We start from the raw sequence: 26,594 nt of genomic DNA, 5'->3' as shown, positions 1-26,594 counted from the left end.
GCCTTGACGACGTTGGAGCCGGCGTCGATCGCGGCGACGGCCGCCGCGGTCCCTTTCCTGTAGCCGGCGTAGATCGAGGTCCCGTCCCGCGTCACGGCGATCGGGCCGCTCCAATCGCCGAGCGGGATCGACGCCGTCTTGGTCTGGGCGGCGATGTCGACAACGGCGACGCCGCCGTCGGCGGTGGCGTAGGCGAAGGGCCCGAACTATCGCGGCCACGCCGCCGCCGGGTGTGCGCCGAGGCACGATACGACGGCCAGGACGGCGGCGAACGACGCAAGGCGCGGGAAAAGCGCGGTTTTCCGCCGCGTTTCGCTGTCATGATTTGATCTGGCGCGCCAAAGCCGCATGAACGCCTCCGTTCGAGAAACAAATTTCCCGCGGGCGACAAAGCGCGTCGCCGCTTCGCCGATTGCGGCCGTTCCGAATGACGCGGCACAAAAAATTGCTGCGATACGGCCTTAGAAACGCACGTCGGCGACGCCGTTTCAAGTTCCCGTGCACGCGCCGCTGCGCCTATTGCGCGCCCTGCAGCAGGCGCGCCGCCGCCGCGCGCGCCTCCTCCGTCACGCTGGCGCCGGCGAGCATGCGGGCGATCTCCTCGCGCCGCGCCTTCGGCTCCAGCTCGAACACCTGCGTCGCCACGCGGCCGGGCTCGCTCGGCGCCTTCAGGATGCGCAGATGGCTCTGCGCCTTGGCGGCGACCTGCGGCGCATGGGTCACGGCGAGCACCTGCGCCCGGCGTCCGAGCCGGGCCAGCCGCTCGCCGATGGCGTCGGCCACCGCGCCGCCGACGCCGGTGTCGATCTCGTCGAAGACGAGGGTCGGGGCGGAGCCGCGCTCGGCGAGGGAGACTTTCAGCGCCAGCATGAAGCGCGCGAGCTCGCCGCCCGAGGCGATCTTCATCAGCGGGCCGGGACGCGCGCCGGGGTTGGTGCGCACCCAGAACTCGACCTGGTCGATCCCGTCCGCGCCGCAGGGCTCGTCGCGGATCATGGTCGAGAACTGCGCCCCTTCGAGCTTCAACGGGGCGAGCTCGGCGTTCACGGCGGCGTCGAGCGCCTGCGCCGCCTCGCGCCGAGCCTGAGACAGGATTTTAGCCGCCGCCTCGTAGCCCGCCTGCGCCTCGGCCGCCTCGCCGGTCAGCGCGACGAGCCGCGCCTCGCCGGCGTCGAGCGCTTCGAGCGAGGCGGCGAAATTCTCCGCCAGCGCCGGCAGGCCCTCGACGGGGACGGAATATTTGCGGCTCGCCCCGCGCAGCGAAAACAGGCGCTCCTCGACCGCCTCCAGCTCGCGCGGATCGTAGTCGGCGGCGCGCAGCGCCTCCTGCAGGGCGGAGGCGGCGGCGTCGAGCGCGGTGATCGCCTCGTCGAGCGCTTTCGCCGGCGGCTCGATCAGATGCGGCGCCTGCGCCTCGCGCCGCTGCAGCCGGCGCAGCGCGGCCGCGAGCGCGGCGACGGGGGAATGATCGCCGCCGACCGACTCATAGGCGTCGCGCAGGTCGGCCGCGACCTTCTCGGCCTGCATCATGTCGGCGCGCCGTCCGGCGAGCTCTTCCTCCTCGCCGGGCTCGGGCGCGAGCTTGTCGAGCTCTTCATGCGCGGCGCGCAGATAGTCGGCCTCGGCCCGCGCCGCGACGACGCGCGCCTCCTCGCGCGCGCGCTCGGCGACGAGCGCCCGCCAGCGCGCATGGGTCTCGCGGGTTTGCGCAAGCTGCGGCTCGAGGCCGCCATAGGCGTCGATGAGCGCGCGATGCGTCGCGGGGTCGATCAGCGCCCGGTCGTCGTGCTGGCCGTGGATCTCGACGAGGGCTTTCGTCACCGCGCGCAGCGCCTCGTTGGTGACGCGCTGGTCGTTGACGAAGGCGCGCGTGCGCCCGTCGGCGAGCTGGACGCGGCGCAGGATCAGCCCGCCGTCGGTCTCGATGTCCTGCGCCTCGGCCGCCCCGAGCGCCGGGTGGCCGGGGGCGAGGTCGAACACGGCGCTGACCTGCCCCTGCGCCTCGCCGGCGCGCACGAGCGAGCCGTCGCCGCGCGCGCCGAGCGCCAGCGAGAAGGAGTCGAGAAGGATGGATTTGCCGGCGCCGGTCTCGCCGGTCAGCACGGTGAGGCCGTGCGAAAAGGAGACGTCCAGCCGGTCGATCAGGACGATGTTGCGGATGGAGAGCTGGACGAGCATGGCGCGGTCATAGCATTTTCCGCCCGCGCCGGCGCGCCGTTTTCACGCCCGCGCCCGCCGCAAGAAGCCCGGCCGCTCAGCCGAGGCCGAGCTTATTGAACGCCTTCGAGATCCATGAGCCCTTGTCCTCGTTGGGCTCGAGCCCGCCGTTCTTGAGGAGCGCGTAGGCGTCCTTGTACCAGACCGAGTCGGGGAAGTTGTGGCCGAGCACCGCGGCGGCCGTCTGCGCCTCGTTGGGCAGGCCGAGCGCGAGATAGGCTTCGGTGAGCCGCATCAGCGCCTCTTCGGCGTGGCGGGTCGTCTGGTACTTGGCGAGCACCTCGCGGAAGCGGCCGACGGCGGCGACGTAATTGCGCTGGTTCAGGTAGTAGCGCCCGATCATCATCTCCTTGCCGGCGAGCTGGTCGCGGCAGACCTGGAGCTTGTAGCGGGCGTCGTCGACATATTCCGACTTCGGATATTTCTCGACGATCGTCGCGAACAGCTCGGCGGCCTTGGCCGAGCGGTCCTGGTCGCGGCTGACGTCGGGGATCTGGTTATAGTAGGACATCGCCTGCAGATAATAGGCGTAGGCGACGTCGTCGGCGTTGGGGAACAGCCCGATGTAGCGCTTGGCCGAGCCGATCGCGTCCTCATAGGCGCCCGACTGGAACTGGGCGAAGGTCGCCATCAGCAGCCCTTTGCGCTGCCACTGCGAATAGGGATACTGCTTGTCGAGCTGGTTGAAGGACTTGGCCGCGCCCTCATAGTCGCGCGCCTTCAGCCGCACGAGGCCCTGGTTGTAGAGCTCGTCGGCCGGCGTGTCCTTCAGGACCTCGGGCTTGTAGCTGTCGCCCTTGAACCAGTTCATCGGGTTCAGCGAGTCGAGCACGTCCGCGCGGGCCGGCGCGCCGGCGAGGGCCAGGGCGGCGACGACGGCCGCGCCATGGAGGGCGCCGGCCTGACGCCGCGCCTTCTTGGAAAATTGATGCGCCTTCAATGCCTGCGTCATGCGGATCGCCCGATCGTCGTCCGTTGAAATCCGCGCGGACGGTTCCGCGCGGATAAGCATCTGCGGCGTCACGATGGCGTTAGTATGGCGGGGCCGCCGCCCGCGCGGGAGACGGCTCGCCATGCGGGCGGCGCGCCCGCGGTCAGCTCGACTGCCGGCGCAGGAAGGCCGGAATCTCGAGCTGGTCCTCCTCCGCGCCGCGCGACTGGTAGACCCGCGCCTGATGGTCATGCTGGGGCGCGCGCTCGCGCGGCGGCTCGCGCCGTTTGGCGTAGTCGCCGACCGCCTGCGCCGGCGCCTGCGGACGCGGCTGCGGCAGGCGGAGCTGGGCCGCCTCGGGCGCCTCATCCTGCTTGCTCGCGCCGAAGGAGGCGAGGCGCTCGAGCAGGGAGCGGCGCTTGGCCTCGGGATGGGCGCCCGCCGGAGCTTCGCCGCGCTGCGCGCGCAGCTGGTTCTGCGCCGGCAGCGGCAGGTCGTCGATCTGCGGCATGCGCTGCGGACGCACCACCGGCGACTCGGGAGCGGCCGGGATGAAGGGCGCGTCGAACTGGTCCTGCGCCAGCGCATGCGCCTGCGGATAGGCGCGCGCGGGCTGCGGCGCCGGCTCGGCGTAGCCGCGCGGCTCCTCGGCGTAGGAGGGGACCTCGGCGTAGCGCTGCGGCGGCCGCGCCTGCGGAGCGCGCTCCTCATAGACCGGGGCGAAGGCCTCCGGCGCGGGGGCGGGCTCGTAGGCCTGCGGCGCCGGGACGGCCTCGATCGGGCGCGCGCCGGTCTGGGCGCGCAGCCGGTTGGCGACCTCGGCGATGCGGGTTTCCGCCGCGTTCATCTCATAGGCGCCCGAGCCCGCCGGCTGGTCGATGCCGGTGGCGACGACCGAGACGCGCACAATGCCGTCGAGCGAGGAGTCGAAGGTCGCGCCGAGGATGATGTTGGCGTCTTCATCCACCTCCTGGCGGATGCGGCCGGCGGCCTCGTCGACCTCGTAGAGCGTGAGGTCGTTGCCGCCGGTGATCGAGATGAGCAGGCCGCGCGCGCCCTTCATCGAGACTTCGTCGAGCAGCGGATTGGCGATCGCGGCCTCGGCGGCGAGGATGGCGCGGCGGTCGCCCGAGGCTTCGCCGGTGCCCATCATCGCCTTGCCCATCTCGCGCATGATGGCGCGCACGTCGGCGAAGTCGAGGTTGATGAGGCCTTCCTTGACCATGAGGTCGGTGATGCAGGCGACGCCCGAATAGAGCACCTGGTCGGCCATCGCGAAGGCGTCGGCGAAGGTCGTCTTCTCCGTGGCGATGCGGAACAGGTTCTGGTTCGGGATGATGATGAGCGTGTCGACCGCCTTCTGCAGCTCGGTGATGCCGGACTCGGCGAGCCGCATCCGGCGCGAGCCCTCGAACTGGAACGGCTTGGTGACCACGCCGACGGTGAGGATGCCCATGTCGCGGGCGGCGCGCGCGATGACCGGCGCCGCGCCCGTGCCGGTGCCGCCGCCCATGCCGGCGGTGACGAAGCACATGTGCGCGCCGGACAGATGGTCGCGGATCTCCTCGATCGCCTCCTCGGCGGCGGCGCGGCCGACTTCCGGCTGCGAGCCGGCGCCGAGGCCTTCGGTGACCTGCAGGCCCATCTGGATGATGCGCTCGGCGCGCGAGGAGGTGAGCGCCTGGGCGTCTGTGTTGGCGACGATGAAATCGACCCCGATCAGTCCCGACACGATCATGTTGTTGACGGCGTTGCCGCCGGCGCCGCCGACGCCGCACACCATGATGCGGGGCTTCAGCTCCCTGAGCTCGGGCGCTTTGAGATTGATGGTCATCCGTCTGGCCTCTCGACGTTGGAGCGCCGGTCAAGGTCGCCCAAGATTGTTGCTTCGCTGGACGCAACCCGAGGCCGCCACCTCGCGCTCCGCCGTTCCTTCTTCCGAAGCCGCCCCGGCGGCTCCTTCCTTCCAGACCTTGCGCCCGCGGCGTCCCCCGCCTCCGGCCCGCCTGATCAGAAACTGCTCTTGAGCCACCGGCCGACGCGGCCGATGTAACCCTGCGCCTCCGGCGCCGGCGCCGGAATGCGCGAGGGCCGGAAATGCTCGTTGCCGCTCACCTGCGGGTAGACGAGCAGGCCGACCGCCGCCGAAAAGGCCGGGTTCCTGGCCGATTCCGGCATTCCCTGCGCGCCGACCGGGCGTCCGACCCGGATCTGGCCGCTCATGATGCGCTTGGCCGCCTCCGGCAGCCCGGCGAGCTGGCTCGCGCCGCCGGTCAGCACGATGCGCCGCCCGGCGTGCGGGGCGAAGCCCGCGCCCTTCAGCCGGTCGCGCACCACCTCGAGGATCTCGTCGACGCGCGGCTTGATGATCTGGATGAGCTGCGCCTTGGGCAGATGCGCCGGGTGCTCGCCGTCCTCGCCGACCTGCGTCACGCTGACCGTCTCGCGCTCGTCGGAGGCGGTGGCGAGGCACGCGCCGTAGAGCGTCTTGAGCCGCTCGGCGTCGGCGAGGCGGATGGAGAGGCCGCGCGCGACGTCGGTCGTCACGTGATTGCCGCCGAGGGCGATGCCGTCGACGTAGGTCAGCGCGCCGCCGGAGAAGACGCTGACCGTGGTCGCGCCGCCGCCCATGTCGATCAGCGTCGCGCCGAGCTCGGCCTCGTCGTCGGCGAGCACGGACAGGCCCGCCGCGTAGGGCGTCGCGACCATCGCGTCGACGCGCAGGTGGCAGCGCTCGACGGCGAGCATCAGGTTGCGCGCCGCCGCCGCGTCGCAGGAGAGCACGTGCATCTGCGCGCCGAGCTCGTCGCCGATCATGCCGCGCGGGTCTTCGATCTGCCGCGTCTCGCCGATCGAGAAGCCGATCGGCAGCGAGTGCAGCACGGCGCGCCCGGCGCCGCCGCCGCGCGTCGTGCAGGCCTCCAGCACGCGATGGATGTCGGCCTGCGACACGGCGCGTCCCGCGATCGGGACCTGCGCCTCGAACAGCTGCGAGCCGAGCCTTCCGCCGGTGCCGTTGATGATGACGCTCTCGACCTGCACGCCGGCCATGCGCTCGGCGGCGTCGACCGCGCGGCGGATGGCGTCCTCGACGGCGTCCATGTCGACGACGGCGCCGCCCTTGACGCCGCGCGCGCGCTGGTGGCCGATGCCGAGGATGCGGCAGCGGTGGGTGCGTCCGCGCCCCGCCTCGCCGCCCGCCGGCGCGAGCCGCGCGATGAGGCACACGATCTTCGAGGTGCCGATGTCGAGCGCCGACAGGATCGCGCTCTTGCGTTCGGACAGCGGCCGCAGGCGCGGCGTCATGACATGCGTGCTCATTGCTGGGCGCCTTTCGCCTTGGGCTTGCGGGCCGCCTCGAGCGCGGCGCGGTCGGCGGCGGCCTCTTCGGTCAGACGCGCGACGACGCGCCCGCTCTGGCGCAGGTCGAGCGACAGCACGGCCTTGTCGAGCGGATGCGCCTCGGCCTCGAGCCGCGCGAGCGTCGCCGCCGCGCCGGCCGGATCGGCCTCCGGCAGCATCACCTCGACGCCGTCGGCCATCTTCAGATTCCAGCGCCGGCCGGAGACGTAGATTCCCGCGCGCACCCTGGCCGCGAGCGGTCCCGCCGCCTCGAGGATCGCGCGATATTCGCCGATGCGCCGGTCGGCGCCCTCGCCGACGACGAGCGGCAGCGCGGTGAAGCGCTTGTCGCGCAGCTGGTCGAGCGGCGCGCCGTCCTTGGCGACGAGATGGACGACGCCGTCCTTCTGCCACAGCGCGGCGGGCTCGCGCTCCTCGATCTCGACGAGGAGGCGGTTGGGATAGAGCTTGGCGACGCTCGCCTCCCGGACGAGCGGCAATGCGACGAGCCGCTGGCGCACCTTGGCGACGTCGAGAAAGGGAAGGGAGTTGCGCGGGCCGACGTCGGCCGCGGCGAGGATCTCCTGCTCGGTCAGCTCGTTGCGGCCGACGACGGTAACCTGGTCGACGCCGAAGCCGAGCGCCCGCGCGGCGATGTCGGACGGCTGGCCGTAGGCCGCCACCATCGCGTCGTAATGGCCGCCGCGCGCCGCGCCATAGGCGCCGACCGCGCCGAACAGCACGGCGGCGAAGGCGAGCCCCGCGCCCGGCCGCGACAGGACGGCGGCGAGCCTTGCGGCGGCGCCCCGGCGGGGACGGCGCGGACGCGGCCGCCCGGCCTCCCGCGCGGGCCGCGACCAGGCGAAGCCGGCTGAAGCCGAAAGCGGCGCGACGAGCCGCGCCGACGCTCCGAAGACGCGCCGGCCCTCCCCTAACGATCGCAGGAAGCGTCCTCGACCATCCATCGAACAAGCTCACCAAAAGACAGGCCGGCGTGGGCCGCGATCTCCGGCGCGAGCGAGGTCTCGGTCATCCCGGGCTGCGTATTGACCTCCAGCACGACGAGCCGGTCCCCTGCCGAGGGCGCATCGTCGTAGCGAAAGTCCGTCCGGCTCACCCCGCGACAGCCGAGCGCCCTGTGCGCCACAAGAGCTAACCTTTGTACATTTTGGTAAACAAACTCTTTAAGATTGGCCGGAAGGATGTGGACGGAGCCGCCGGGCGCATATTTCGCGTCGTAGTCGTACCAGCCGCCGCCGGCGGCGCGGATTTCGGTCACGCCATAGGCCTTGTCGCCGATCACCGCGCAGGTGAGCTCGCGCCCGGGCGCGTAGCGCTCGACCAGCACGAGGTCGCCATAGGCCCAGTCGGCGGCGCAAAGCTCCTGCGGCGGATGCGCCTGGTCCGCCCGAACGATCATCACGCCGAACGAGGAGCCTTCGCCGAGCGGCTTCACCACATAGGGCGGCGCCATCGCATGGGCCTTCGCCGCCTCGAGGCGGTGAAGCGTGACGCCCTCGGCGACCGGGACGCCGGCCGCCTCGAGGACGTCCTTGGCGCGGTCCTTCTTCATGGCGAGCGCGGAGGCGAGCACGCCCGAGTGGGTGTAGGGAATGCGTAGAATTTCGAGCACGCCCTGGATCGCGCCGTCCTCGCCGTAGCGCCCGTGCAACGCGTTGAAGGCGACGTCGGGCTTGAGCTCGGCGAGGCGTTGCGCCACGTCGCGGCCGACGTCGAGCCGGCTCACGCGAAAACCCTGCGCTTCGAGGGCCTTCGCGCAGGCCTCGCCCGAGCGCAGCGAAACCTCGCGCTCGGCGGCGAGCCCGCCCATCAGCACGGCGACATGTTGCGTCATTTTGGGAAATCCGTCGGTGTTCTGGATAGCGGAAACGGACGCGGCCGCCTCGCAGGCGGCCGTTGCGAAACGGACGGCGACGCGGCGGCGTCAGCGCTCGCCGAGGCGCAGAATCTCCCATTCGAGCTCGACGCCGCTCGTCTTCCTGACGCGGGCGCGCACCTCCTCGCCGAGCGCCTCGAGGTCGGCGGCGCTGGCGTTCCCGACGTTGACGAGGAAGTTGCAGTGAAGCTCGCTGACCTGCGCGTCGCCGACGCGCAAGCCGCGGCAGCCGGCGGCGTCGATCAGCTCCCAGGCTTTATGGCCGGGCGGATTCTTGAAGGTCGAGCCGCCGGTGCGGCTCGAGACCGGCTGGGTTTTCGCGCGCTGCGCGCTGATCTCGGCCATCTGCGCGGCGAGCGTCTCCGGGTCGCCCGGGGTTCCCTCGAACACGGCGCTGGTGAAGACGATCGACGGGTCGAGGCCGCAATGGCGGTAGGCATAGCCCATCTCGGCGTTCGTGAACTCGACGATCCGGCCGGCGCGGTCGACGCCGCGGCACGAGACGAGCCGGTCCTTGACCTCCGCCCCGTAGGCGCCGGCGTTCATGCGCAGCGCGCCGCCGACCGAGCCCGGCACGCCGCGCAGGAAGGAGAAGCCGGAGACGCCCGCCTTGCCGGCGCGCAGCGCGAGCTTCATGTCGCGCGCGCCCGCCCCGGCGCTGACGCGCGTTCCCTCGACCGCGATCTCCTCGAAAGCCGGCCCGAGCCGCACGACGACGCCTTCAAAGCCGCCGTCGCGCAGGATGAGGTTCGAGCCCGCGCCGAGCGCGAGGACCGGAATTTCGGGCGGCAGCTCCCGCAGGAAACAGGCGAGGTCGGCCTCGTCGGCCGGCTCGTAGAGGACGGCGGCCGGGCCGCCGGCGCGGAAGAAGGTCAGCGGCGCGAGCGGCGCGTCGGCGACGAGCTTTCCGCGCAGCCCATGCAGGGCGGAAAGCTGCGCGGCGAGCCCGTTTTCGGGCGCGCGGCCGACCCTCGCGGCGGCGCTCATCCTAGGCGGCGTTCTCGGCGAGCTCGCCCGGCAGGGCGTAGGCCCATTGCGTGATGTTGCCGGCGCCGAGGAAGACGATGTAGTCGCCCGGCCGCGCGAGGCCGCGGATGAGGCGCGCGAGGTCGGCCGGGCGCGCGAGCGGGATCGCCTGCCGGTGGCCGCGCGCCCTGATCGCCGAAACGAGGCTGTCGCGGTCGGCGCCCTCGATCGGCGCCTCGCCGGCCGCATAGACGTCGGCGACGATCACCGCGTCGGCGTCGTTGAAGCAGCTCGCGAAGTCGTTGAACAGCGAATGCAGCCTCGTGTAGCGGTGCGGCTGGGCGATGGCGATCACCCTGCCCCGGGTCGAGGCGCGCGCCGCCTTCAGCACCGCGGCGATCTCGACCGGATGATGCGCGTAATCGTCGAAGACGATGGCCCCGTTCCATTCGCCGGTGCGGGTGAAGCGGCGCTTGACGCCGCCAAAGCCCGCGAGCGCGGCGCGGATCTGGTCGGCGCTCATGCCGAGCTGATGCGCGACGGTCGCCGCCGCCGCCGCGTTGAGCGCGTTGTGGTGGCCCGGCATCGGCATCAGCACGCGGTCGATCACGCTCTCCTCGCCGCTCTTGCGGTCGCGGATGACGAGCGAGAAGCGCGACATGCCGCCGTCGAGGTCGACGTCGACGAGGCGCACGTCGGCGTGCGGATTCTCGCCATAGGTGTAGACGCGCCGGTCGACGATCTCGCCGACGAGCTCCTGCACGGTCGGATGGTCGAGGCACATCACGGCGAAGCCGTAGAAGGGGATGTTCTCGACGAAGGCGGCGAAGGCCTTCTTCACTTCCTCGAAGGAGCCGAAATGGTCGAGATGCTCGGGGTCGACGTTGGTGACCACCGCGACGTCGGCCGGCAGCTTCAGGAAGGTGCCGTCGCTCTCGTCGGCCTCGACGACCATCCAGTCGCCGGCGCCGAGGCGCGAATTGGTGCCGTAGGCGTTGATGATGCCGCCGTTGATGACGGTAGGGTCGAAGCCGCCGGCTTCCAGCAGCGTCGCGACGAGCGAGGTCGTCGTGGTCTTGCCGTGCGTGCCGGCGATGGCGACGCATTGCTTGAGGCGCATCAGCTCGGCGAGCATCTCGGCGCGGCGCACGACGGGAAGGCGCAGCTCGCGCGCCTTGGCGAGCTCGGGATTGTCGCGTCTGATGGCGGTCGAGACGACCACCACCTCGGCGTCGCCAAGATTGTTCGCGCTGTGGCCGACATGCACGAGCGCGCCCTTGCGGCGCAGGCGCAGGACATTGGCGTTCTCGGCGGCGTCCGAGCCCTGCACCGTGTAGCCGAGGTTGAGGAGCACCTCGGCGATGCCCGACATGCCGATGCCGCCGATGCCGATGAAATGGATCGGCCCCAGTTCGTGCGGAAGCTTCATCGCGGCGAGGTCTCCTTTTGCGCGGCCGTGGCGAGGACGAGCTCGGCGAGGCGGTCGGCGGCGTCCGGAACGCCCGCGGCCTTCGCGGCCCGCGCGCGCGCCGCCAGCGCGGAAGGATCGCGTTTCGCCTCGCTTAAGGCATTGGCGAGCCATTGCGGCGAAAATGCGCTTTGGGCGACGACGAGGCCGGCGCCGCAGGCCTCGAACTGCCGGGCGTTGGCCGACTGGTCCTGGTCGAGCGCATGCGGCAGCGGCACGAGGATCGCCGGGCGCCCGATCACGCAAAGCTCCGAGACGGTCGAGGCGCCGGCCCGCCCGATGACGAGATGGGCGCCCGCGATGCGCGCCGGCAGGTCGGAAAAGAAGCTTTCGACCTCAGCCTCGACGCCGAGCCGCGCATAGGCCTCGCGCACGCGCGCCTCGTCCTCGCCGCGCGCCTGCTGGACGACGACGAGCGCCTTGCGCTCTTCCTCCGGCAGCGCTTCGACCGCCGCCGGCACGACGTCCGACATCACCCGCGCGCCCTGCGAGCCGCCGGTTACGAGCAGCCGCAGCCTGCCGTCGGAGAAGCCCGGATAGGGGATCGCCGCCGCCTCCACCACCATGGGGCGCACCGGATCGCCGGTCAGATGCGTCTTCGCGGCGACCGCGGCGCCGATCCCGCCGAGCGACGCAAATCCCTTGGCGATCGCGTCGACGCGGGGGCTGAGGAAGAGATTGGCCTTGCCGATGACGGCGTTGCCCTCATGGATCACGGCGGCGACGCCAAGCTGCGTCGCGGCGAGCACGGGCGGCACGCTCGGGTAGCCGCCGAAGCCGACCATGGCGAACGGCCGCGCCCGGCCGACGATCCCGCGCGCCTGCAGCGTCCCGCGCGCGAGCGCCAGCGCCGCGACCGCCTTGGCCATGACGCCCGCGCCGCGCGGCGAGGCCGAGGCGACGATATGGATCTTTCGCGCCGGGAAGGCGCCGCCGTATTTGCGCGCGCGCTCGTCGGTGAACAGCTCGACGGCGCAGCCGCGCCGGGCGAGGGCCTGAGCCAGCGCCTGCGCCGGAAACAGATGGCCGCCGGTGCCGCCGGCGGCGAGCATGACGAGACGCCGCTCGGCCTGCGCGCTCACGCGTAGGCGTCCTTGACCGGAGCCTGCGGCGGCGCCGGCGCGGCCTCGGCGACGAGGCGTTCGCCGGGCCGCCGGCGGGTGACGGCGAGGAGGAAGCCGACGCTGAGGCCGAGCGAGACGAGCGAGGAGCCGCCGTAGGAGATGAACGGCAGCGTCATGCCCTTGGCCGGCATCAGGTGCAGGTTGACCGCCATGTTGATCGAGCTCTGGACGCCGAACATGATGGAGAGGCCGGCGGCGGCGAAGCGGCGGAAAGGGTCTTCCGCGCGCGAGGCGAGCACGAGGCCGCGCAGCACGATGAAGGCGAAGATCGAGGCGACGAGCAGGCAGGCGGCGATGCCGAACTCCTCGCCGGTCACCGCGAAGATGAAGTCGGTGTGCGAGTCGGGCAGGATGCGCTTGACCGTGCCCTCGCCCGGCCCCTTGCCGAACCAGCCGCCGGAATAGAAGGCGTCGAGCGCGGTGTCGACCTGGAAGGTGTCGACGATGCCCCCGCCCGCGCTCGGATCGAGGAAGCGGATCACGCGCGAGCGCACGTGCGGCACGAACTTATAGGCCAGAAACGCGCCGCCGAAGCCCGCGCCGCCGATGAAGGCGACCCAGAACCAGTGCAGCCCGGCCATGAAGAACAGGCTCGCCCAGACGACGCAGACGAGCAGCGTCTGGCCGAAGTCGGGCTGCAGGATGAGCGGGACGATGGTCAGCGGCAGCAGCGCGAGGGCGATCAGATTGCCGGGCGTGTCGCGCCGCTTCGCCCCTTCCGAGAAGGCCCAGGCGGCGAGGATGGCGAAGGCCGGCTTTAAAAACTCCGAGGGCTGCACGCCGAAGATCCAGCGCCGCGAGCCCTTGACCTCGGCGCCGAACAGCAGCGCGGCGATGATCAGCGCCATCGAGACGGCGAACACGACGAGGGCGGCGCGGCGCGTCTGGCGCGGCGACAGGAAGGAGGCGGCGAGCATCACGACGACGGTCGGAATCAGCGCCAGCGCCTGCCTGTGCACGAAATGGAACGTCGGCAGGCCGAGCCGCTCGGCGACCGGCGGGCTGCCGGCCATGGTCAGCACCAGCCCGACGACGATCAGCGCGCCGATCGCGGCGAGCAGCCATCGGTCGATCGTCCACCACCAGTTGGCCAGGGCCGATCGTTCGGTGCGCGCCGCCATGCCTGACCTCTCGAAAGCCGGAACTTCAATCGTTCGGACTTTCGCAGCCTTTGGTTAATGTTTCGTAGGTTAGCGCTTCGAGCCGGCGATGAGCGAGAGGGCGATCTCGCGGAAGCGGTCGCCGCGCTTCTCGAAGTCGGGGAACTGGTCGAAGGAGGCGCAGGCCGGCGACAGCAGCACGACCGGCTCGGACGCCGCGCTTTTCTGCGCATCCGCGACGGCGGCCGGGACGGCCTTTTCGAGCGTCTCGCACCGGGCGACCGGAAAAGCGTCGCCGATCTCCTGCGCGAAGGCGTCGGCCGCCTCGCCGATCAGATAGCCCTTCGCGACGCGCGGGAACAGCGGACGCAGCGGGGCGATCCCGCCCGCCTTGGGCCGCCCGCCGAGGATCCAGTAGATGTCGCGGAAGGAGAGCAGCGCCTTCTCCGCGGCGTCGGCGTTGGTCGCCTTGGAGTCGTTGACGAGCAGCGCCTTGCCGGCCCGCCCGACCTCCTCCATGCGGTGCGCAAGACCGGCGAACGAGGCGAGCGCCCGCGCGACGCCGACGCCTTCGAGCCCGACCGCGCGCAGCGCCGCGACGGCGGCGGCGGCGTTCTGCCCGTTATGGGTGCCGCGCAGCGAGCCGATCCCGGACAGGTCGGCGATGAGGCCGCGCCCATGCTCGTCGAGCCGGTAGAGCGCGCCGTCCTCATAGGAGACGCCCCGCCCTTCGAGCCGGCCGGCGGCCGAGATCTCGACGACGTCGCGCCCCGATTCCTCGAGCCTGCGCGCGACGGCGGCGCAAAAAGCGTCGTCGACGCCGACCACCGCGTGCTCCGCCCCGGCGACGAGGCGCTCCTTGATCGCGGCGTAGTTCTCCATCGTCCCGTGCCGGTCGAGATGGTCGGGCGTCACGTTGAGCAGCACGCCGACCGTCGGATCGAGCGTCGGGGCGAGGTCGATCTGGTACGACGAGCACTCGACGACATGGACGCGCCCGGGCGCCGGCGGCGCGAGCGCGAGGATGGGCGTGCCGATGTTGCCGCCGACCTCGACGTCGAAGCCGAGCTCGCGGAAGAGATGGGCGGTCAGCGCCGTCGTCGTCGACTTGCCGTTGGTGCCGGTGATGGCCACGAAGGGCGCGTCGGGGGCGAGGCGCCGGCGCTCGCGGCAGAACAGCTCGATGTCGCCGACGACTTCGACGCCGGCTTCGCGCGCCTTGACGACGCTCCAGTGCGGCGCCGGATGGGTCAGCGGCACGCCGGGCGACAGGACGAGGGTTTCGAACCAGCTCCAGTCGGCGCCGGCGAAATTGTCGATGCGCAGCCCCGCCGCCCGCGCCTTCTCGCGCGCGTGCTCATTGTCGTCCCAGACGCGCACGTCGGCGCCGCCGGCGACGAGGGCCTGCGCGGTGGAAAAGCCCGAGCCGCCGAGGCCGAAGACCGCGACGCGCTTTCCCGCGAAGGCGAAGACGGGGATCATGCCTATCTCAGCTTGAGGGTGGAGAGGCCGATCAAGGCCAGCACGAAGGCGATGATCCAGAAGCGCACCACCACCTGCGGCTCGGCCCAGCCGAGCTGCTCGAAGTGATGGTGGATCGGGGCCATCCTGAAGACGCGCTTGCCGGTGAGCTTGAACGAGATCACCTGCACGATGACCGAAAGCGTCTCGAGCACGAACAGGCCGCCGACGATGGCGAGCACGATCTCGTGCTTGACGGCGACGGCGATCGTCCCGAGGAGGCCGCCGAGCGCCAGCGAGCCGGTGTCGCCCATGAAGATCTGCGCCGGCGGCGCGTTGAACCACAAAAAGCCGAGCCCCGCGCCGATCACCGCGCCGGCGACCACCGAAAGCTCGCCCGCGCCGGGCACGAAATTGATGCCGAGATAGTTCGAGAAGATGGCGTTGCCGGCGAGATAGGCGATGACGCCGAAGGTTCCGGCGGCGATCATCACCGGCACGATGGCGAGGCCGTCGAGGCCGTCGGTGAGGTTGACGGCGTTGCCGGCGGCGACGATCACGAACGCCCCGAACGCCAGGAAGAACAGGCCGAGGTCGAAGGCGAAGCCGTTGATCGCCGGCAGCGACAGGAAGGTGGTGTGCGGTCCGCCGAACGCCATCATGACGCCGCAGGCGGCGGCGGCGATGGCGACTTCGAGCGCGAGGCGCAGCCGGCCCGAGAATCCCTTGTCGGTCTGCTTCGTCACCTTGAGATAGTCGTCGTAGAAGCCGATCGCGCCGAAGCCGATGGTCACGAACAGCACGACCCAGACATAGTGGTTGCGCAGATTGGCCCACAAAAGGGTCGAGACGACGAGCCCCGAGAGGATCATCAGCCCGCCCATCGTCGGCGTGCCCTTCTTGGTGATGAGGTGCGACTGCGGCCCGTCGAGGCGGATCGGCTGGCCCTTGCCCTGCTTGAGGCGCAGCGCGGCGATGATCCGCGGCCCGAAGAAGAACACGAAGAACAGCGCCGTCGCCGTCGCCCCGCCGGTGCGGAAGGTGATGTAACGGAACAGGTTCAGCGGCTGGAAATGAGCCGAGAGAAGGGTGAGGAAGGTCAGCATCTCAGGCGTTCCGCGCGGCGTCGGCGCCAGCCGAGGCCTCCTTGAGAGCCGCGACGACGGCCGAAAGGCGCGCCCCGTTCGAGCCCTTGACGACGATGAGGTCGCCGGCGCGGACTTCGCCCGCGACGGCGGGGGCGATCCCGGCCGCGTCCGGCGCCCATGCGCCGCGCGCCGACGCCGGGAGCGCGTCGTAGAGATGGCGCGACAGCGGTCCGGCGGCGAAGACGAGGTCGAAGCCTGCTTCAGCAAGCGGAGCGGCGAGCTCGGCGTGCAGGCGCGCGGAGTCTTCGCCGAGCTCCAGCATGTCGCCGAGTACGGCGATGCGCCGACCTCGCCCCTGCGGCGCGAGCGCGCCGGCGAGCGCGAAGGCGGCGCGCATCGAGGCGGGGTTGGCGTTGTAGCTCTCGTCGATCAGCGCATAGCGGCCGCCCGGCGCCTCAAGCGTCAGCCGCTCGCCGCGTCCCGGCTGCGCCCTGAAGCCTTCGAGCGCGGCCGCCGCAGTCTTGAGGTCGGCGCCGAGCGCGTGGGCGCAAAGCAGCGCGGCGATCGCGTTCATCGCTTGGTGGGCGCCCGGCGCGCCGAGCCGGAACGACAGAATGCGGCCGCAGACATCGGCCTCGACGAAGCCCCGCCCGTCCTCGATCGTCGCCGACAGCAGCCGCGCCTCGACGCCCTGCGCCTCGCCGAAGCTCGCCACGACGTCGGCGCCGCACGCCCTCGCGCGCGCCTTCAGCCGCGCGAAATAAGGATTGTCGGCCGGCAGGACGGCGACGCCGCCGGGCTCGAGCCCCTCGAAGATCTCGCCCTTGGCGTCGGCGATCGCCTCGACGCTCTCGAAGGCCTCGAGATGCACTGGCGCGACCGTGGTGACGAGCGCCAGGTGCGGGCGGACCATGCCCGTCAGCGGCCTGATCTCGTCCGGGTGATTCATGCCGATCTCGAACGCTCCGAAGCGGGTTTCGCGCGGCATGCGCGCCAGGGTGAGCGGCACGCCCCAGTGATTGTTGTAGGAGGCGACCGAGGCGTGCGTCTGCCCCGCCGTCGCCAGCGCGAGCCGCAGCGCCTCCTTGGTCGAGGTCTTGCCGACCGAGCCGGTGACGGCGGCGACGCGCCCGCCCGTGCGGGCGCGGGCCGCGCGGCCGAGATCCTCGAGGGCGCGCTGCGTGTCGCGCACGACGTAGAGCGGCCCTAGCCCATTGAGCGCGTCGGCGCGCTCCTCCTCGACCACGGCGGCGAGCGCGCCCGTTTCGAACGCCGCCGCCACATGCTCATGGCCGTCGCTCGAGACGCCGCGGATGGCGAAGAACAAATCGTCCGGCTGCAGGGTGCGCGTGTCGATCGAGACGCCGCCCGCACCCCGCCGCGGCACGCCGCCGCGCACATGCGCGCCGAGCGGAGCGACGAGCTCGAGCCCGGTCCACAAGGAGGGCGCGGACGCGACAGGCCCGTCGCGCAAGACGGCATCGCTCATCTCAGGCAAATTCCCTCAAGGCCTCCCTGGCGCAGTCCGCGTCGGAAAACGGGAGCACGACCTCTCCCACGATCTGGCCGGTTTCATGGCCCTTTCCGGCGATGAGCAGGATATCGCCGCGCTCGAGCCCGGCGACGCTCTCGCCGATGGCCTGCGCGCGGTCGCCGATCTCGCGCAGGTCCCGCGCGCCGGCGGCGCCCGCGAGGATGGCGGCGCGGATCGCCGCCGGCGCCTCGCTGCGCGGATTGTCGTCGGTGACGACGACCCGGTCGGCGAGGCGCGCGGCGACCTCGCCCATGATGGCGCGCTTGCCGGCGTCGCGGTCGCCGCCGCAGCCGAACGCCACGACGAGCTTTCCGCTCGCGTAGGGCCGCAGCGCGGCGAGCGCCTTTTCGAGCGCGTCGGGCTTGTGCGCATAATCGACGTAGACCGCGCCGCCGCGCCGTTCGCCGATCTTCTCGAGCCGGCCCGGCGCGCCCTCGAGCTTTTCGAGCGCCGCGGCCACCGCCTTCGCCGGCGAGCCGACGGCGAGCGCGAGGCCGGCGGCGACGAGGGCGTTCGAGGCCTGGAAGGCACCGGCGAGCGGCAGCCTGATTTTTTGCCGCGTTCCCAGAATTTCGAGATCGAGCAGCGTCGCCGCCGGCTCAAGCCCGGCCGCGCGCACGCGCAGCGCCTCGCCCGCCGCGCCGACCGTGACGAGCTTCAGCCCCCGCGCGGCGCAGGCGGCCGCGACCGTCCGTCCGGCGTCCGCATCGACGTCGACGACGGCGGGCTGGCCCGGCGCCAGCAGCCGCTCGAACAATTCGAGCTTGGCGGCGAGATAGTCCTCCATCGTCGGGTGATAGTCGAGATGGTCGCGCGACAGGTTGGTGAAGCCGCCGGCCGCGAGCCGCACGCCGTCGAGGCGGCGTTGGCGCAGCCCGTGCGAGGAGGCCTCCAACGCGAGATGGGTGACGCCCTCCCCGGCCAGCGCGTCGAGCGTCTCGTGCAGGCTGATCGGGTCCGGCGTCGTCAGCGAGCCGTAGACGGCGCCCGACGGCGCGACGACGCCGAGCGTGCCGAGCGAGGCCGCTTTCAGTCCCTGCGCGGCGAAGATCTGCCGCGCGAAGGCGGCGACGGAGGTCTTGCCGCTGGTGCCGGTCACCGCGACGATCGTCTCCGGCTGGCGCGCAAAGGCGCGCGCGGCGGCTCTCGCCAACGTCTCACGCACATCCTCGACATGGACGACCGGAACGCCCTCGACGCTTTCGGGAGCGCCCTTTCCCGCGACGATCGCCGCCGCGCCGCGCCGCGCCGCCTCGGGGGCGTAGGCGAGGCCGTCGGCCCTGACGCCGGGGACCGCGAAGAACAGCGCGCCCTTCGTCGCCTTGCGGCTGTCGCAGCATGGCGCCGCGACTTCGGCCGCTTCAAGAGACTTCGGAAGAACCGCGCCGGGAAGTAGCTCGGCGAGCCGCATCAATGCTCCCTTCCGCCGCTCTGCGGAACATTGGCGAACCCATAGCCCAGTTTGGCGAGAAGCGGAAAGGGCTGCGTCGGCAGCTCGAAGCGCGGCGGCAGGCCGAGCAGCGGGCCGACGCGCTCGATGATCTTGCCGGCGACCGCGCCGGCGTTCCACGCCGCCGTGCGGTAGCCGTGCGTCTCGGGCAGCGCCTGCGGCTCGTCGAGCAGCGTGAGCACCAGATATTTCGGCTTGTCGGCCGGCATGATCGCCATGAAGGTGGTGAACACCCTGTCCTGCGCGTAGCGGCCGTGCACGATCTTGTCGGCGGTGCCGGTCTTGCCGCCGATGAAATAGCCGTTGACGTTGGCGATCTTGGCCGAGCCGATCTCGGCGTTGAGGCGCATGACGTAGCGCAGCTCCTCCGAGGTCTCGGGCTTGACGACGCGGGTCGCGATCTTGCGCGCCGCCGCCTCGTCGCGTTTGAGGAAGGTCGGCGTCACCAGCAGACCGCCGTTGACGAGGGCGCCGACCGCCATCATCGCCTGCAGCGGCGAGACGTTCATGCCCTGCCCGAAGGCGATGGTCATGGTGTTGAGCTCGCCCCAGTTCTTCGGCACCAGCGGCTCGGCGGTCTCGGGCAGCTCGGTCTTCAGCTTGCTCATCTGGCCAAGCTTGCGCAGGAACGCCTTGTGCCCCTCGACGCCGACCATCAGGGCGAGCCGCGCCGCGCCGATGTTCGAGGAGTAGGTGAACACCTCCGGCACCGTGAGGATGCGGTGCTGGGCGTGGAAGTCGTGGATGGTGAAGCGCCCGTAGCGCAGCGAGTCGCGCGCGTCGACGCGCGAGTTGAGGTTCGCCTTGCCGGAGTCGAGCGCCATGGCGACGGAGATCGCCTTGAAGGTCGAGCCCATCTCGTAGACGCCGACCGAGACGCGGTTGATGTGGTTCGGGTCGAGCGCGTCGGCCGGGGTGTTGGGGTCGTAGTCGGGCAGCGAGGCGAGCGCGACCACCTCGCCGGTGTTGACGTCGAGGATGACCGCCGCGCCCGACTTCGCCTTGAACTTGGCGATGCCCTTCATCAGCTCGTCGCGCGCGGCGTAGCTCGCCTTGCGGTCGAGCGAGGTGGTGATCGGCGACAGCGCGTCCGGGGTGAGGCGGAAGCCGGCGCCCGACAGCTCCGAGAGACCCTGCCCGTCGATGTATTTCTCGAGCCCAGAGACGCCGACGCCGTCGAGGTTGGCGAAGCCCAGCACATGCGCGGCGAGCGGCCCGTTCGGATAGACGCGCTTGTTCTCGGGCAGGAAGCCGACGCCCGGCAGACCGAGCCGGTAGACCTCCTCCTGCTGCTTCGGCGTCACCGCGCGCTTGACCCAGATGAAGCCCTTGCGCGAGCCGAGGCGCCGGCGCAGGTCCGCGGCGTCGACGTCGGGCAGCACGGCGGTCAGCAGCTCGACCGCCTCGTCCTTGTCGATGATCCGGCGCGGCTCGGCGAACACGCTCATCACGCGAATGTCGGTCGCCAGCACGTCGCCGTTGCGGTCGAGGATGTCCGGGCGAGCCGCCGCGACCACGTCGCCGCCGCGCCGCGCGACGCTCGCCTGCTCCTGATGCAGGCCGAAATAGACGAGCCGCCCGGCGATCACCGCGTAAAGCGCGAGGAAGGCGCAGCCGACCAGCTTGAGGCGCGTCGGCGTCTTGGCGAGATTGGTCGAGAACAGCCCGGCGACGAGCGCCTTCAGCCGGCGCGGTTTCGACGCCGCTTGCGGCCTCGCCGGCGAAGACGGCTGCGGGTGTGGCAGGGGCTCGATCCTGTCGGCCATCGCGTCGATCCGGTTGTCGTTAACGCGCCGCGGGCGCTTGCGTCGGGGCGGGCGCCCCCGGCTGGGCGGCGTCTTCGGCGAGGCCGAGGGCGCCGAGCTTGTCGCCGATCGCGTCGGAGCGCTCGACGCGCCGCGGCAACGCGTCGAGGGCGACGATCTGGCGCAGGGCGAGCGGCTGAAGGTCGAGGAACTTGTCGGCGAGCATCTGCACGCGCTCGGGCCGGGTGAGGTGCGACCATTCCGCCTTCAGCGTCGCCACGCGGTCCTGCTCCGCCTTGATCTGGTGCTTGAGCTTGGCGATTTTCTCGGCGTGGAAGATCGTGTCGTACTTGATCGAATAGGCGTAGATCGCCGAGCCGATCAGCGCGAGCACGGCGAGCACGTTCAGGATGCGGACCATGGCGCCTCCGCCGACGCGCCGGCCGCGCGCCCCGGCTCAAAGAAGCACGGCGGTTCGGAAGAAATGGTTAACGAAGCGCTGCCGCTACGCCGTTCTTTTGACTCTGCTAGGCTTTCCCCCGACGCGCCGGCGCGCGCGCCGGCAACGTCGCGAGGGCGGAAAGCTCGGCGTCGGACGCGAACGCCGGCGCGCTGGTGCGCGTCCCCCAGCGCAGCTTGGCCGAGCGGGCGCGCGGGTTGGCCTCGACCTCGGCGACCGACGGCGCGATCGGCTGCGGTCCCGTGACCTCGAAGGTCGGCGCCGGCGCCTCGGGCTCGCCGGGCAGGCGGCGCGAGCGCGCCTGCCCGCGGCCGGCGCGTCGCGCGAAGAACAGCTTGGCGATGCGGTCCTCGAGCGAATGGAACGTCACCACTGCGAGCCGGCCGCCCGGCTTCAGCACGGCCTCGGCGCCGGCGAGTCCCGCGACCAGCTCGCCGAGCTCGTCGTTGACGGCGATGCGCAGCGCCTGGAAGCTGCGCGTCGCCGGATGGACCTCGCCCGGCTTGCCGGGCGCGACGCGGGCGATCATCGCGGCGAGCGCGCCGGTCGTCTCGAAGGGCTTCTTCGCGCGGTCGGCGACGATGGCGCGGGCGATGCGGCGCGAGGCCCGCTCCTCGCCGAAATAATAGAGGATGTCGGCGAGCTTGGCCTCGCTCGCGCCGTTGACGATGTCCGCCGCGCTGCGCCCGCCGATGCCCATGCGCATGTCGAGCGGCCCGTCGAGGCGGAAGGAGAAGCCGCGCTCCGCCTCGTCGAGCTGCATGGAGGAGACGCCGACGTCGAACAGCGCGGCGTCGAAGCCCGAGAAACAGCGCGCCGCGGCGGCCTCGGCGAGCCGCGAGAACGGCGCCTCGATCAGCGTGAGGCGCCCTTGCGCCTCGCTGACGAGCGGCGCGCCGCCGGCGATCGCGCGCGGGTCGCGGTCGAGCGCGACGACCGTCCCGCCGCGCTCAAGCAGGGCGCGCGAATAGCCGCCCGCCCCGAAGGTCGCGTCGAGATAGAGGCCGCCCTCGCGCGGATCGGCGATCTTCAGGATTTCCGCGCGAAGCACGGGAACGTGCCGGGCCGGTCCGCCTGCGGCGAGCGTCTCGCGCCCGCCGCGACCCGACATCATTCCCGTGCTCCATGCGGGCGCGGCGTCCCGTCGGGAGCCGCGTGTCTGGCGCTGAGCCGTCTTCGCAGTTCGCGCACCCGGTCTCTGGCCTCGTCCAGATGCGCGCGAAAACGTCCCGGCTCCCAGATCTGAAACTTGCGTCCATGCCCGACGAAGGTGACCTCGCCGGCGATATGCGCGTAGCTCTTCAAGGATTCGGTCAGGATCGCCCGCCCTTCCGAATCCACCTTCAGGATCTCGCTCGTGCCGATCAGCGCGGTCGAGAACAGGTCGCGCTCCTCCGAATAGGGAGAGAGCCCGGAAAGCAGCCCCTCGATCTCCCGCAGCAACGCGTTGCCGCCGCAGTCGAGCGCCTCCTGATCGATCGAGGGATGCACGTAGAGCCCCTCGAACCCGTCGCGCGCCAGAGCGGCGCGAAACGGAGCGGGAATCGACACGCGCCCCTTGGCGTCGAGCCGGTTGGTGTAGTGGGAGACATAGCCATCCACCTATGCCGCCCCACCCATCTCCGCTCGCCTGAGGCGGCCCGCTCCCAGCAGCCTTCGACGCCCGGCGCGACGCCCCCGACAGGCGCCGGCCGCCGGCGGCGTAGCCGCCGCGCCCAAGCTTGATCAGGGACGGTTTGGGATACCATGGGATGATTTGGGGGGTCAACGCGGATTCGGCTTCATCGCCGCCCTCCGCCCTGGGTCAGGACGGCGAGGCGGTTGAAGCGCAAGGCGAAACGGGCGGCGAATTTTTTTTGGCCGCGCCGCCGGGCCGACGCGCAAAAGAAAAGCGGAGCGCGCCAGCCGGCGCGCTCCGCTTTCAGGACCTGCTCAACGGGCCCCAGCCCGCTGACTGCGGCCGTCCGCCGACCCTACTTCTTTTTCTTGCGGACGGGTTCGCCCGGCGCGGTGGCCAGCTGCGTCATGGACGGCGGATCGCTCGCCGGGAAGGAGCCTTCAAGCTCCTCGTCGAGCTCCTCGCTCTGCTCCTCCTTCGCGGCCTTCGCCTTTCGCGCCTCGTCCGCGTCGGCCTTGGACTTCCCAACCATCTGCGCACCCCGTTGGAAGCTCGCCAAAATCATCCCAGCAAGATCAACGGCCGGCGCGGCGAAGCGTTCCCGGCGGCGCGAGCGCTCTATTTGCGGGCGGCGACGATCCGCGCCGGCGGGAAGGCGATCTCGACCAGCGTGCCCTCGTCGGGCTTGCTGCGGATCGAGAAGGCGGCGCGGTTCGCCTCGACCAGCGCCTTGGTGAGCGGCAGGCCGAGGCCCGTGCCGCCGGCCGCGCGCCCGCGCGAGGCCTGGCCGAACGGCTGCAAGGCGATCTTGAGGTCGTCCTCGGACATGCCGACGCCGGTGTCGCGCACGCGCAGCGCGGCGCAGTTCTGGTCGTTGAGCGCGGTCGAGACGACGACCTGCCCCCCTCCTTCGGTGAATTTGATGGCGTTGGAGAGCAGGTTCAGCGTGATCTGCCGCACCGAGCGCTCGTCGGCGTAGATCTGCGGCAGCTGCGGGGCGAGCGACAGGCCGATGACGACGCGCGCGCCGCTCGCCTGCGGCTGCATGATCGAGACGCATTCGGCGACGATGCGGTTGAGGTCGGCCGCCTCGAAGGCCAGCTCCATCTTGCCGGCCTCGATCTTGGACAGGTCGAGCAGATCGTTGACGAGGCTCATGACCAGCGCGCCGGAGCTGTGGATGTCCTTCAGATATTCCTTGTAGCGCTCGGTTCCGACCGGGCCGAAGCGCTCCTCGAGCATCACCTCGGCGAAGCCGAGGATGGCGTTGAGCGGGGTGCGGATCTCATGGCTGACCTTGGCGAGGAAGTCGGACTTCAGGGCGCTCGCCCGCTCCGCCTCGCTGCGCGCGTCCTTCAGCTCGCGCTCGATCGTCTTCCAGTGCGTCATGTCGCGCAGAAGGGCGCAATAACGCGGCTCGGCGCGCGGATCGCCCGCCTCGCCGATCTCGCCGAGCGTTATGAAGAGCGGGATCGCGCCGCCGCGCCGCGTGAGCCCGAGGATCTCGCGCCCGTCGTTGAACACGCCGGCGAGGCCGCCGCCGCCGAGTGCGGCGAAATAGGCCTTCGCCCGCTCCCGGCTCTCCGGCGCGACGAGAATCGTGAAGTCGCGCCCGGCGACCTCGGCGCTCTCGCAGCCGAACAGCGCTTCGCCCGCTCGGTTGAGGCGCAGGATGGCGCCGCGCGCGTCGAGGACGCATACGCCGTCCATCGCGGTGTCGAGGATGGCGTTGAGCTCGCGCGCCTCGCGGCGCTCCTCGGCGAGCCTGCGCGCCGCCGCCCGCGCCGCGGGCGCCTCGGGCTCCGGCGCGAGCGAGACGATCTCGACGTCGCGCTCCCCGCGCGCGAGCCGGGCGCGGCGCAGGGCGAAGCGGACGGAGCGCCCGCCGGCGAAAAGGACGACGGCGGCTCCCTCTGCGTCGTCGCGCCGCGACAGCACGGGCTCGAGCGCGCCGGAAAGGCGCGCGCTGCGCAGGTCGGGCTCGCCGAGCGCGTCGAGCAGGAAGCGGTTGGCGAACAGCGCCGCCCCGGCCTCGACGACGAGCACGCCGGTCGGCAGGCCGTCATAGGCGGCGCGCTCCTGCGCGTTCAGGATCGCCCCGCCTGCGGCGCCGGCGTCGTCGTTCGGCCCCTCCTCCGCGCCCCGCGGCCAGGCCTCGGCGAGCCGCCTGCGCAGGTCGAGGACGCCGCCGGCGCCGCCCGGCGCGGCGCGCGGCGCGGCCGGCCGGCGGGAGAGCACGAGGCCGAAGCCGCGATAGCCGAGGAAACGCCTCTCTCCGTCGAACACGGGCGAGCCGGCGAGCGACACGCTGGCGACGAAGGCGTCGTCGGGCGAGGGCCAGTCGACCGAAAAGCCGCGCCAGCTCTGGCGCCTGTCGAACAGGCGCTGCAGCTCCAGCCCGCGGTCGGCGTCGAAGGCGCCGACGAGGCGGGCGAGCTTCACGCCGAGGAAGGCCGCCGCCGGCTCGCCGGCCGCAAGCTCCAGCGCGTCGCCGACCTCGACGAGCGCGTCGTCCGGCCCGGCGCGCCAGACGAAGCGGGCCGGCGCCGACTCGGGCGGCCCTTGCGTCGCCGTCGCGTCGTCGCGCGCGGCGGGCGGGTCCTGCGCCGGCGCGGCGCGGAGCGACGCGGGCATGTCGAGCGCGGCGGCGACGAACAGCGGCGCGGGCGCGTCGAGCCGCCGGCACAGGAAGATGACGGGATGGGCGAGGGCCGGGAAGCTCAGCCGCTCGAGGCGGGCGGGTCCGCCCGGAGCGTAGTTTTGCGCGAGCGCCGCCAGTTGGCGGGCGGGTGCGCGCTCGGCGGCCTGCGGCGCGCGCAGCGCCAGGGAAAGGCCTTCGAGGGAGCCCGCGCCGAACAGCCGCAGGATCGGCGCGCTCGCGAAAACGACCCTTCGCTCGTCGCCGGCGCCCATGGCGAGCAGAGGCGCGTCGAGGGCGAGCCGCGGCGAAAGAAGGCGCAGCGCCGTCGCGACGTCCTCGTCGCCGTAGCCGGGACTGAAGCTGATCCCCGTCATGCCGATCGGCTTCCCTGAATCGTGGTCCGCGCCGGCCGGCGCGCTCCGGCCGGACGAGGCTCGCGCTGTCGAGACGGCGCCTTGCGCGGGGCGACGCCCCGAAGGCGCTTCGGCGGCGCGCCGCCCTTAACCTCATGCTAACCATGGCTCCGCGGCCGGTCCATGCGCCGCGCGCCGCAGTTGCGAAATTAAGTCAAAATTGATTAATTTTCGTTAACGCAATTCTTCCGGCCGTCGGCGTGGCGACAAGCGGACGGCGTGAGGCTTGCAATCGCTCTCGCCCGCCGTTAGGGTCCGCCGCCTGTCGCCGGGCCGCCATAGCTCAGTTGGTTAGAGCGCTAGATTGTGGATCTAGAGGTCCCCCGTTCGAGCCGGGGTGGCGGTACCAGATAGAACAAGGGTTTAGGGGCTATAAGACGGATTATCATAACATCCTTGGTTCGGATTGTAGCCGCCGTGTAGACACGGAAAGCGATTTCGCCGACGTTAGCCGTCGACCTCGAAGCCCTTGACCTCCAGACAAGCCGAATTCGCCAGGCTCCTGATCTCAAAGGCCGTGCAATTCTGCACGGCCGCGCTAACCCATTGATCCGAAACGGCACGATTTCGTGCCGGCCGACATGGCCCCAAATGGGGCCATCCTTCCCCGCGACGGCCGAGCCCGGCTCAAAACTGAGCCCGCTGTTTTCGTTGAGGAAAGCGCCCTCGATCGCCCTGGTCATCGCCGGGGGAGCGAGCGCAGCTCAAAACCTGCCCCGCTCCTCAAATTTGAGGCAAGTGAAATCAACGCCTTCCTCGGCGCCCGGCTGGCCAAGCCCTGCGCGATGACGGAGAACAGCGCCTGGATCTGGCCTTGTTCTTCGGGCTCAAGGTCGAAGGCCGCCATCTGCCCGACCCCCACCAACGCGGCGATATCGTCGAGAGTGTCCATGGCCTCAATGAGGGATGTCGCCATGGCTCAAGCCTCCCCGGCAGCGAGAGGAGGGCGAGCGCGGCCGCGACGGCCTTGGGCGACACGCCGTCAAGGCCGGCGAGATATTCGGCCCGGGCGTTCACATCGGCGACGGTGGCGCATCTGAAGCTGCAGAGGGCGGCCAGCGCGTCGCGTTCGGCGCCCCCGGCGTGTTCGAGTTCCGCGGCGGCCTCGTCGACGCCTGATGCGCGGCGAGCTTCCCTGG

22 protein-coding genes and 1 tRNA gene are annotated in these 26,594 nt (G+C 71.4%); 2 read left to right on the top strand and 21 right to left on the bottom strand.

The window, feature by feature from the left end:
- Positions 1 to 516: 516 nt before the first annotated feature.
- The 20 genes from recN to ACE3OG_RS01610 all read right to left on the bottom strand — a co-directional run bounded on the left by recN (position 517) and on the right by ACE3OG_RS01610 (position 25,416).
- A complete protein-coding gene (recN, locus tag ACE3OG_RS01705) occupies positions 517 to 2,178 on the bottom strand; it encodes a DNA repair protein RecN (RefSeq protein WP_374305455.1) in 1,662 nt (553 codons plus the stop codon).
- Between the two features lie 76 nt (positions 2,179 to 2,254).
- On the bottom strand, positions 2,255 to 3,169 hold the full coding sequence (locus ACE3OG_RS01700) for an outer membrane protein assembly factor BamD (protein WP_374305454.1): 915 nt from the start codon (positions 3,167 to 3,169) through the stop codon (positions 2,255 to 2,257).
- 142 nt (positions 3,170 to 3,311) lie between these two features.
- Positions 3,312 to 4,982, bottom strand: coding sequence for a cell division protein FtsZ (gene ftsZ / locus ACE3OG_RS01695; protein ID WP_374305452.1), 1,671 nt, complete (start codon positions 4,980 to 4,982; stop codon positions 3,312 to 3,314).
- A 176-nt stretch (positions 4,983 to 5,158) separates the two neighbouring features.
- A complete protein-coding gene (ftsA, locus tag ACE3OG_RS01690; RefSeq protein ID WP_374305450.1) occupies positions 5,159 to 6,469 on the bottom strand; it encodes a cell division protein FtsA in 1,311 nt (436 codons plus the stop codon).
- Complete coding sequence (locus tag ACE3OG_RS01685; RefSeq protein WP_374305449.1) at positions 6,466 to 7,455, bottom strand: cell division protein FtsQ/DivIB; 990 nt, start codon at positions 7,453 to 7,455, stop codon at positions 6,466 to 6,468. Before ACE3OG_RS01685 ends, ftsA begins: the two co-directional genes overlap by 4 nt.
- Positions 7,422 to 8,345, bottom strand: a complete 924-nt coding sequence (locus tag ACE3OG_RS01680) for a D-alanine--D-alanine ligase (RefSeq protein WP_374305448.1) — start codon at positions 8,343 to 8,345, stop codon at positions 7,422 to 7,424. The genes ACE3OG_RS01685 and ACE3OG_RS01680 overlap by 34 nt, the downstream gene beginning before the upstream one ends.
- 90 nt (positions 8,346 to 8,435) lie before the next feature.
- Positions 8,436 to 9,374, bottom strand: coding sequence for a UDP-N-acetylmuramate dehydrogenase (murB, locus tag ACE3OG_RS01675; protein ID WP_374305447.1), 939 nt, complete (start codon positions 9,372 to 9,374; stop codon positions 8,436 to 8,438).
- A gap of 1 nt (position 9,375) precedes the next feature.
- On the bottom strand, positions 9,376 to 10,782 hold the full coding sequence (gene murC, locus ACE3OG_RS01670) for a UDP-N-acetylmuramate--L-alanine ligase (RefSeq protein ID WP_374305445.1): 1,407 nt from the start codon (positions 10,780 to 10,782) through the stop codon (positions 9,376 to 9,378).
- Positions 10,779 to 11,903: an undecaprenyldiphospho-muramoylpentapeptide beta-N-acetylglucosaminyltransferase gene (murG, locus tag ACE3OG_RS01665; RefSeq protein WP_374305443.1), complete on the bottom strand. Its 1,125-nt coding sequence runs from the start codon at positions 11,901 to 11,903 to the stop codon at positions 10,779 to 10,781. Before murG ends, murC begins: the two co-directional genes overlap by 4 nt.
- Entirely contained in the window at positions 11,900 to 13,066 is a 1,167-nt protein-coding gene (locus tag ACE3OG_RS01660; protein ID WP_374305441.1) for an FtsW/RodA/SpoVE family cell cycle protein, read from the bottom strand. The genes murG and ACE3OG_RS01660 overlap by 4 nt, the downstream gene beginning before the upstream one ends.
- A 69-nt stretch (positions 13,067 to 13,135) precedes the next feature.
- On the bottom strand, positions 13,136 to 14,527 hold the full coding sequence (gene murD / locus ACE3OG_RS01655; protein ID WP_374305439.1) for a UDP-N-acetylmuramoyl-L-alanine--D-glutamate ligase: 1,392 nt from the start codon (positions 14,525 to 14,527) through the stop codon (positions 13,136 to 13,138).
- 2 nt (positions 14,528 to 14,529) lie between these two features.
- Positions 14,530 to 15,612: a phospho-N-acetylmuramoyl-pentapeptide-transferase gene (mraY, locus tag ACE3OG_RS01650; protein ID WP_374305437.1), complete on the bottom strand. Its 1,083-nt coding sequence runs from the start codon at positions 15,610 to 15,612 to the stop codon at positions 14,530 to 14,532.
- A 1-nt stretch (position 15,613) separates the two neighbouring features.
- The gene (locus tag ACE3OG_RS01645; RefSeq protein ID WP_374305436.1) at positions 15,614 to 17,083 is read right to left on the bottom strand and encodes a UDP-N-acetylmuramoylalanyl-D-glutamyl-2,6-diaminopimelate--D-alanyl-D-alanine ligase; all 1,470 of its coding nucleotides are present in this window, start codon (positions 17,081 to 17,083) and stop codon (positions 15,614 to 15,616) included.
- A 1-nt stretch (position 17,084) separates the two neighbouring features.
- Entirely contained in the window at positions 17,085 to 18,539 is a 1,455-nt protein-coding gene (locus ACE3OG_RS01640; protein ID WP_374305434.1) for a UDP-N-acetylmuramoyl-L-alanyl-D-glutamate--2,6-diaminopimelate ligase, read from the bottom strand.
- Positions 18,539 to 20,344: a peptidoglycan D,D-transpeptidase FtsI family protein gene (locus tag ACE3OG_RS01635; RefSeq protein ID WP_374305432.1), complete on the bottom strand. Its 1,806-nt coding sequence runs from the start codon at positions 20,342 to 20,344 to the stop codon at positions 18,539 to 18,541. The genes ACE3OG_RS01640 and ACE3OG_RS01635 overlap by 1 nt, the downstream gene beginning before the upstream one ends.
- A 19-nt stretch (positions 20,345 to 20,363) precedes the next feature.
- Positions 20,364 to 20,744: a hypothetical protein gene (locus ACE3OG_RS01630; protein ID WP_374305430.1), complete on the bottom strand. Its 381-nt coding sequence runs from the start codon at positions 20,742 to 20,744 to the stop codon at positions 20,364 to 20,366.
- Between the two features lie 106 nt (positions 20,745 to 20,850).
- Complete coding sequence (gene rsmH, locus ACE3OG_RS01625) at positions 20,851 to 21,897, bottom strand: 16S rRNA (cytosine(1402)-N(4))-methyltransferase RsmH (RefSeq protein WP_374305429.1); 1,047 nt, start codon at positions 21,895 to 21,897, stop codon at positions 20,851 to 20,853.
- The gene (locus ACE3OG_RS01620) at positions 21,894 to 22,385 is read right to left on the bottom strand and encodes a division/cell wall cluster transcriptional repressor MraZ (protein ID WP_374305427.1); all 492 of its coding nucleotides are present in this window, start codon (positions 22,383 to 22,385) and stop codon (positions 21,894 to 21,896) included. Before ACE3OG_RS01620 ends, rsmH begins: the two co-directional genes overlap by 4 nt.
- A 371-nt stretch (positions 22,386 to 22,756) precedes the next feature.
- Positions 22,757 to 22,933 carry a hypothetical protein gene (locus ACE3OG_RS01615; protein WP_374305425.1) on the bottom strand — a complete coding sequence of 59 codons (177 nt, stop codon included), beginning with the start codon at positions 22,931 to 22,933 and terminating at the stop codon, positions 22,757 to 22,759.
- An 86-nt stretch (positions 22,934 to 23,019) separates the two neighbouring features.
- On the bottom strand, positions 23,020 to 25,416 hold the full coding sequence (locus tag ACE3OG_RS01610; protein ID WP_374305423.1) for an ATP-binding protein: 2,397 nt from the start codon (positions 25,414 to 25,416) through the stop codon (positions 23,020 to 23,022).
- Positions 25,417 to 25,727: 311 nt separating this feature from the next.
- Here ACE3OG_RS01610 and ACE3OG_RS01605 point away from each other — a divergent pair.
- Positions 25,728 to 25,804, top strand: a tRNA-His gene (locus tag ACE3OG_RS01605).
- A 330-nt stretch (positions 25,805 to 26,134) separates the two neighbouring features.
- On the opposite strand, the gene ACE3OG_RS01600 is transcribed toward ACE3OG_RS01605, so the two are convergent.
- Positions 26,135 to 26,371: a hypothetical protein gene (locus ACE3OG_RS01600; RefSeq protein WP_374305421.1), complete on the bottom strand. Its 237-nt coding sequence runs from the start codon at positions 26,369 to 26,371 to the stop codon at positions 26,135 to 26,137.
- On the opposite strand from ACE3OG_RS01600, the gene ACE3OG_RS01595 reads away from it, so the two are divergent.
- On the top strand, positions 26,362 to 26,574 hold the full coding sequence (locus ACE3OG_RS01595; RefSeq protein WP_374305419.1) for a hypothetical protein: 213 nt from the start codon (positions 26,362 to 26,364) through the stop codon (positions 26,572 to 26,574). The genes ACE3OG_RS01600 and ACE3OG_RS01595 overlap by 10 nt on opposite strands.
- The last annotated feature ends 20 nt before the right edge of the window (positions 26,575 to 26,594 follow it).

Origin of the sequence: Methylocella sp. (genome assembly GCF_041905455.1) — a bacterium.
Taxonomy (GTDB): Bacteria; Pseudomonadota; Alphaproteobacteria; order Rhizobiales; family Beijerinckiaceae; genus Methylocapsa.
The sequence above is the reverse complement of the archived record's forward strand: the minus strand, read 5'-3'. Positions and strand labels throughout refer to the sequence as shown.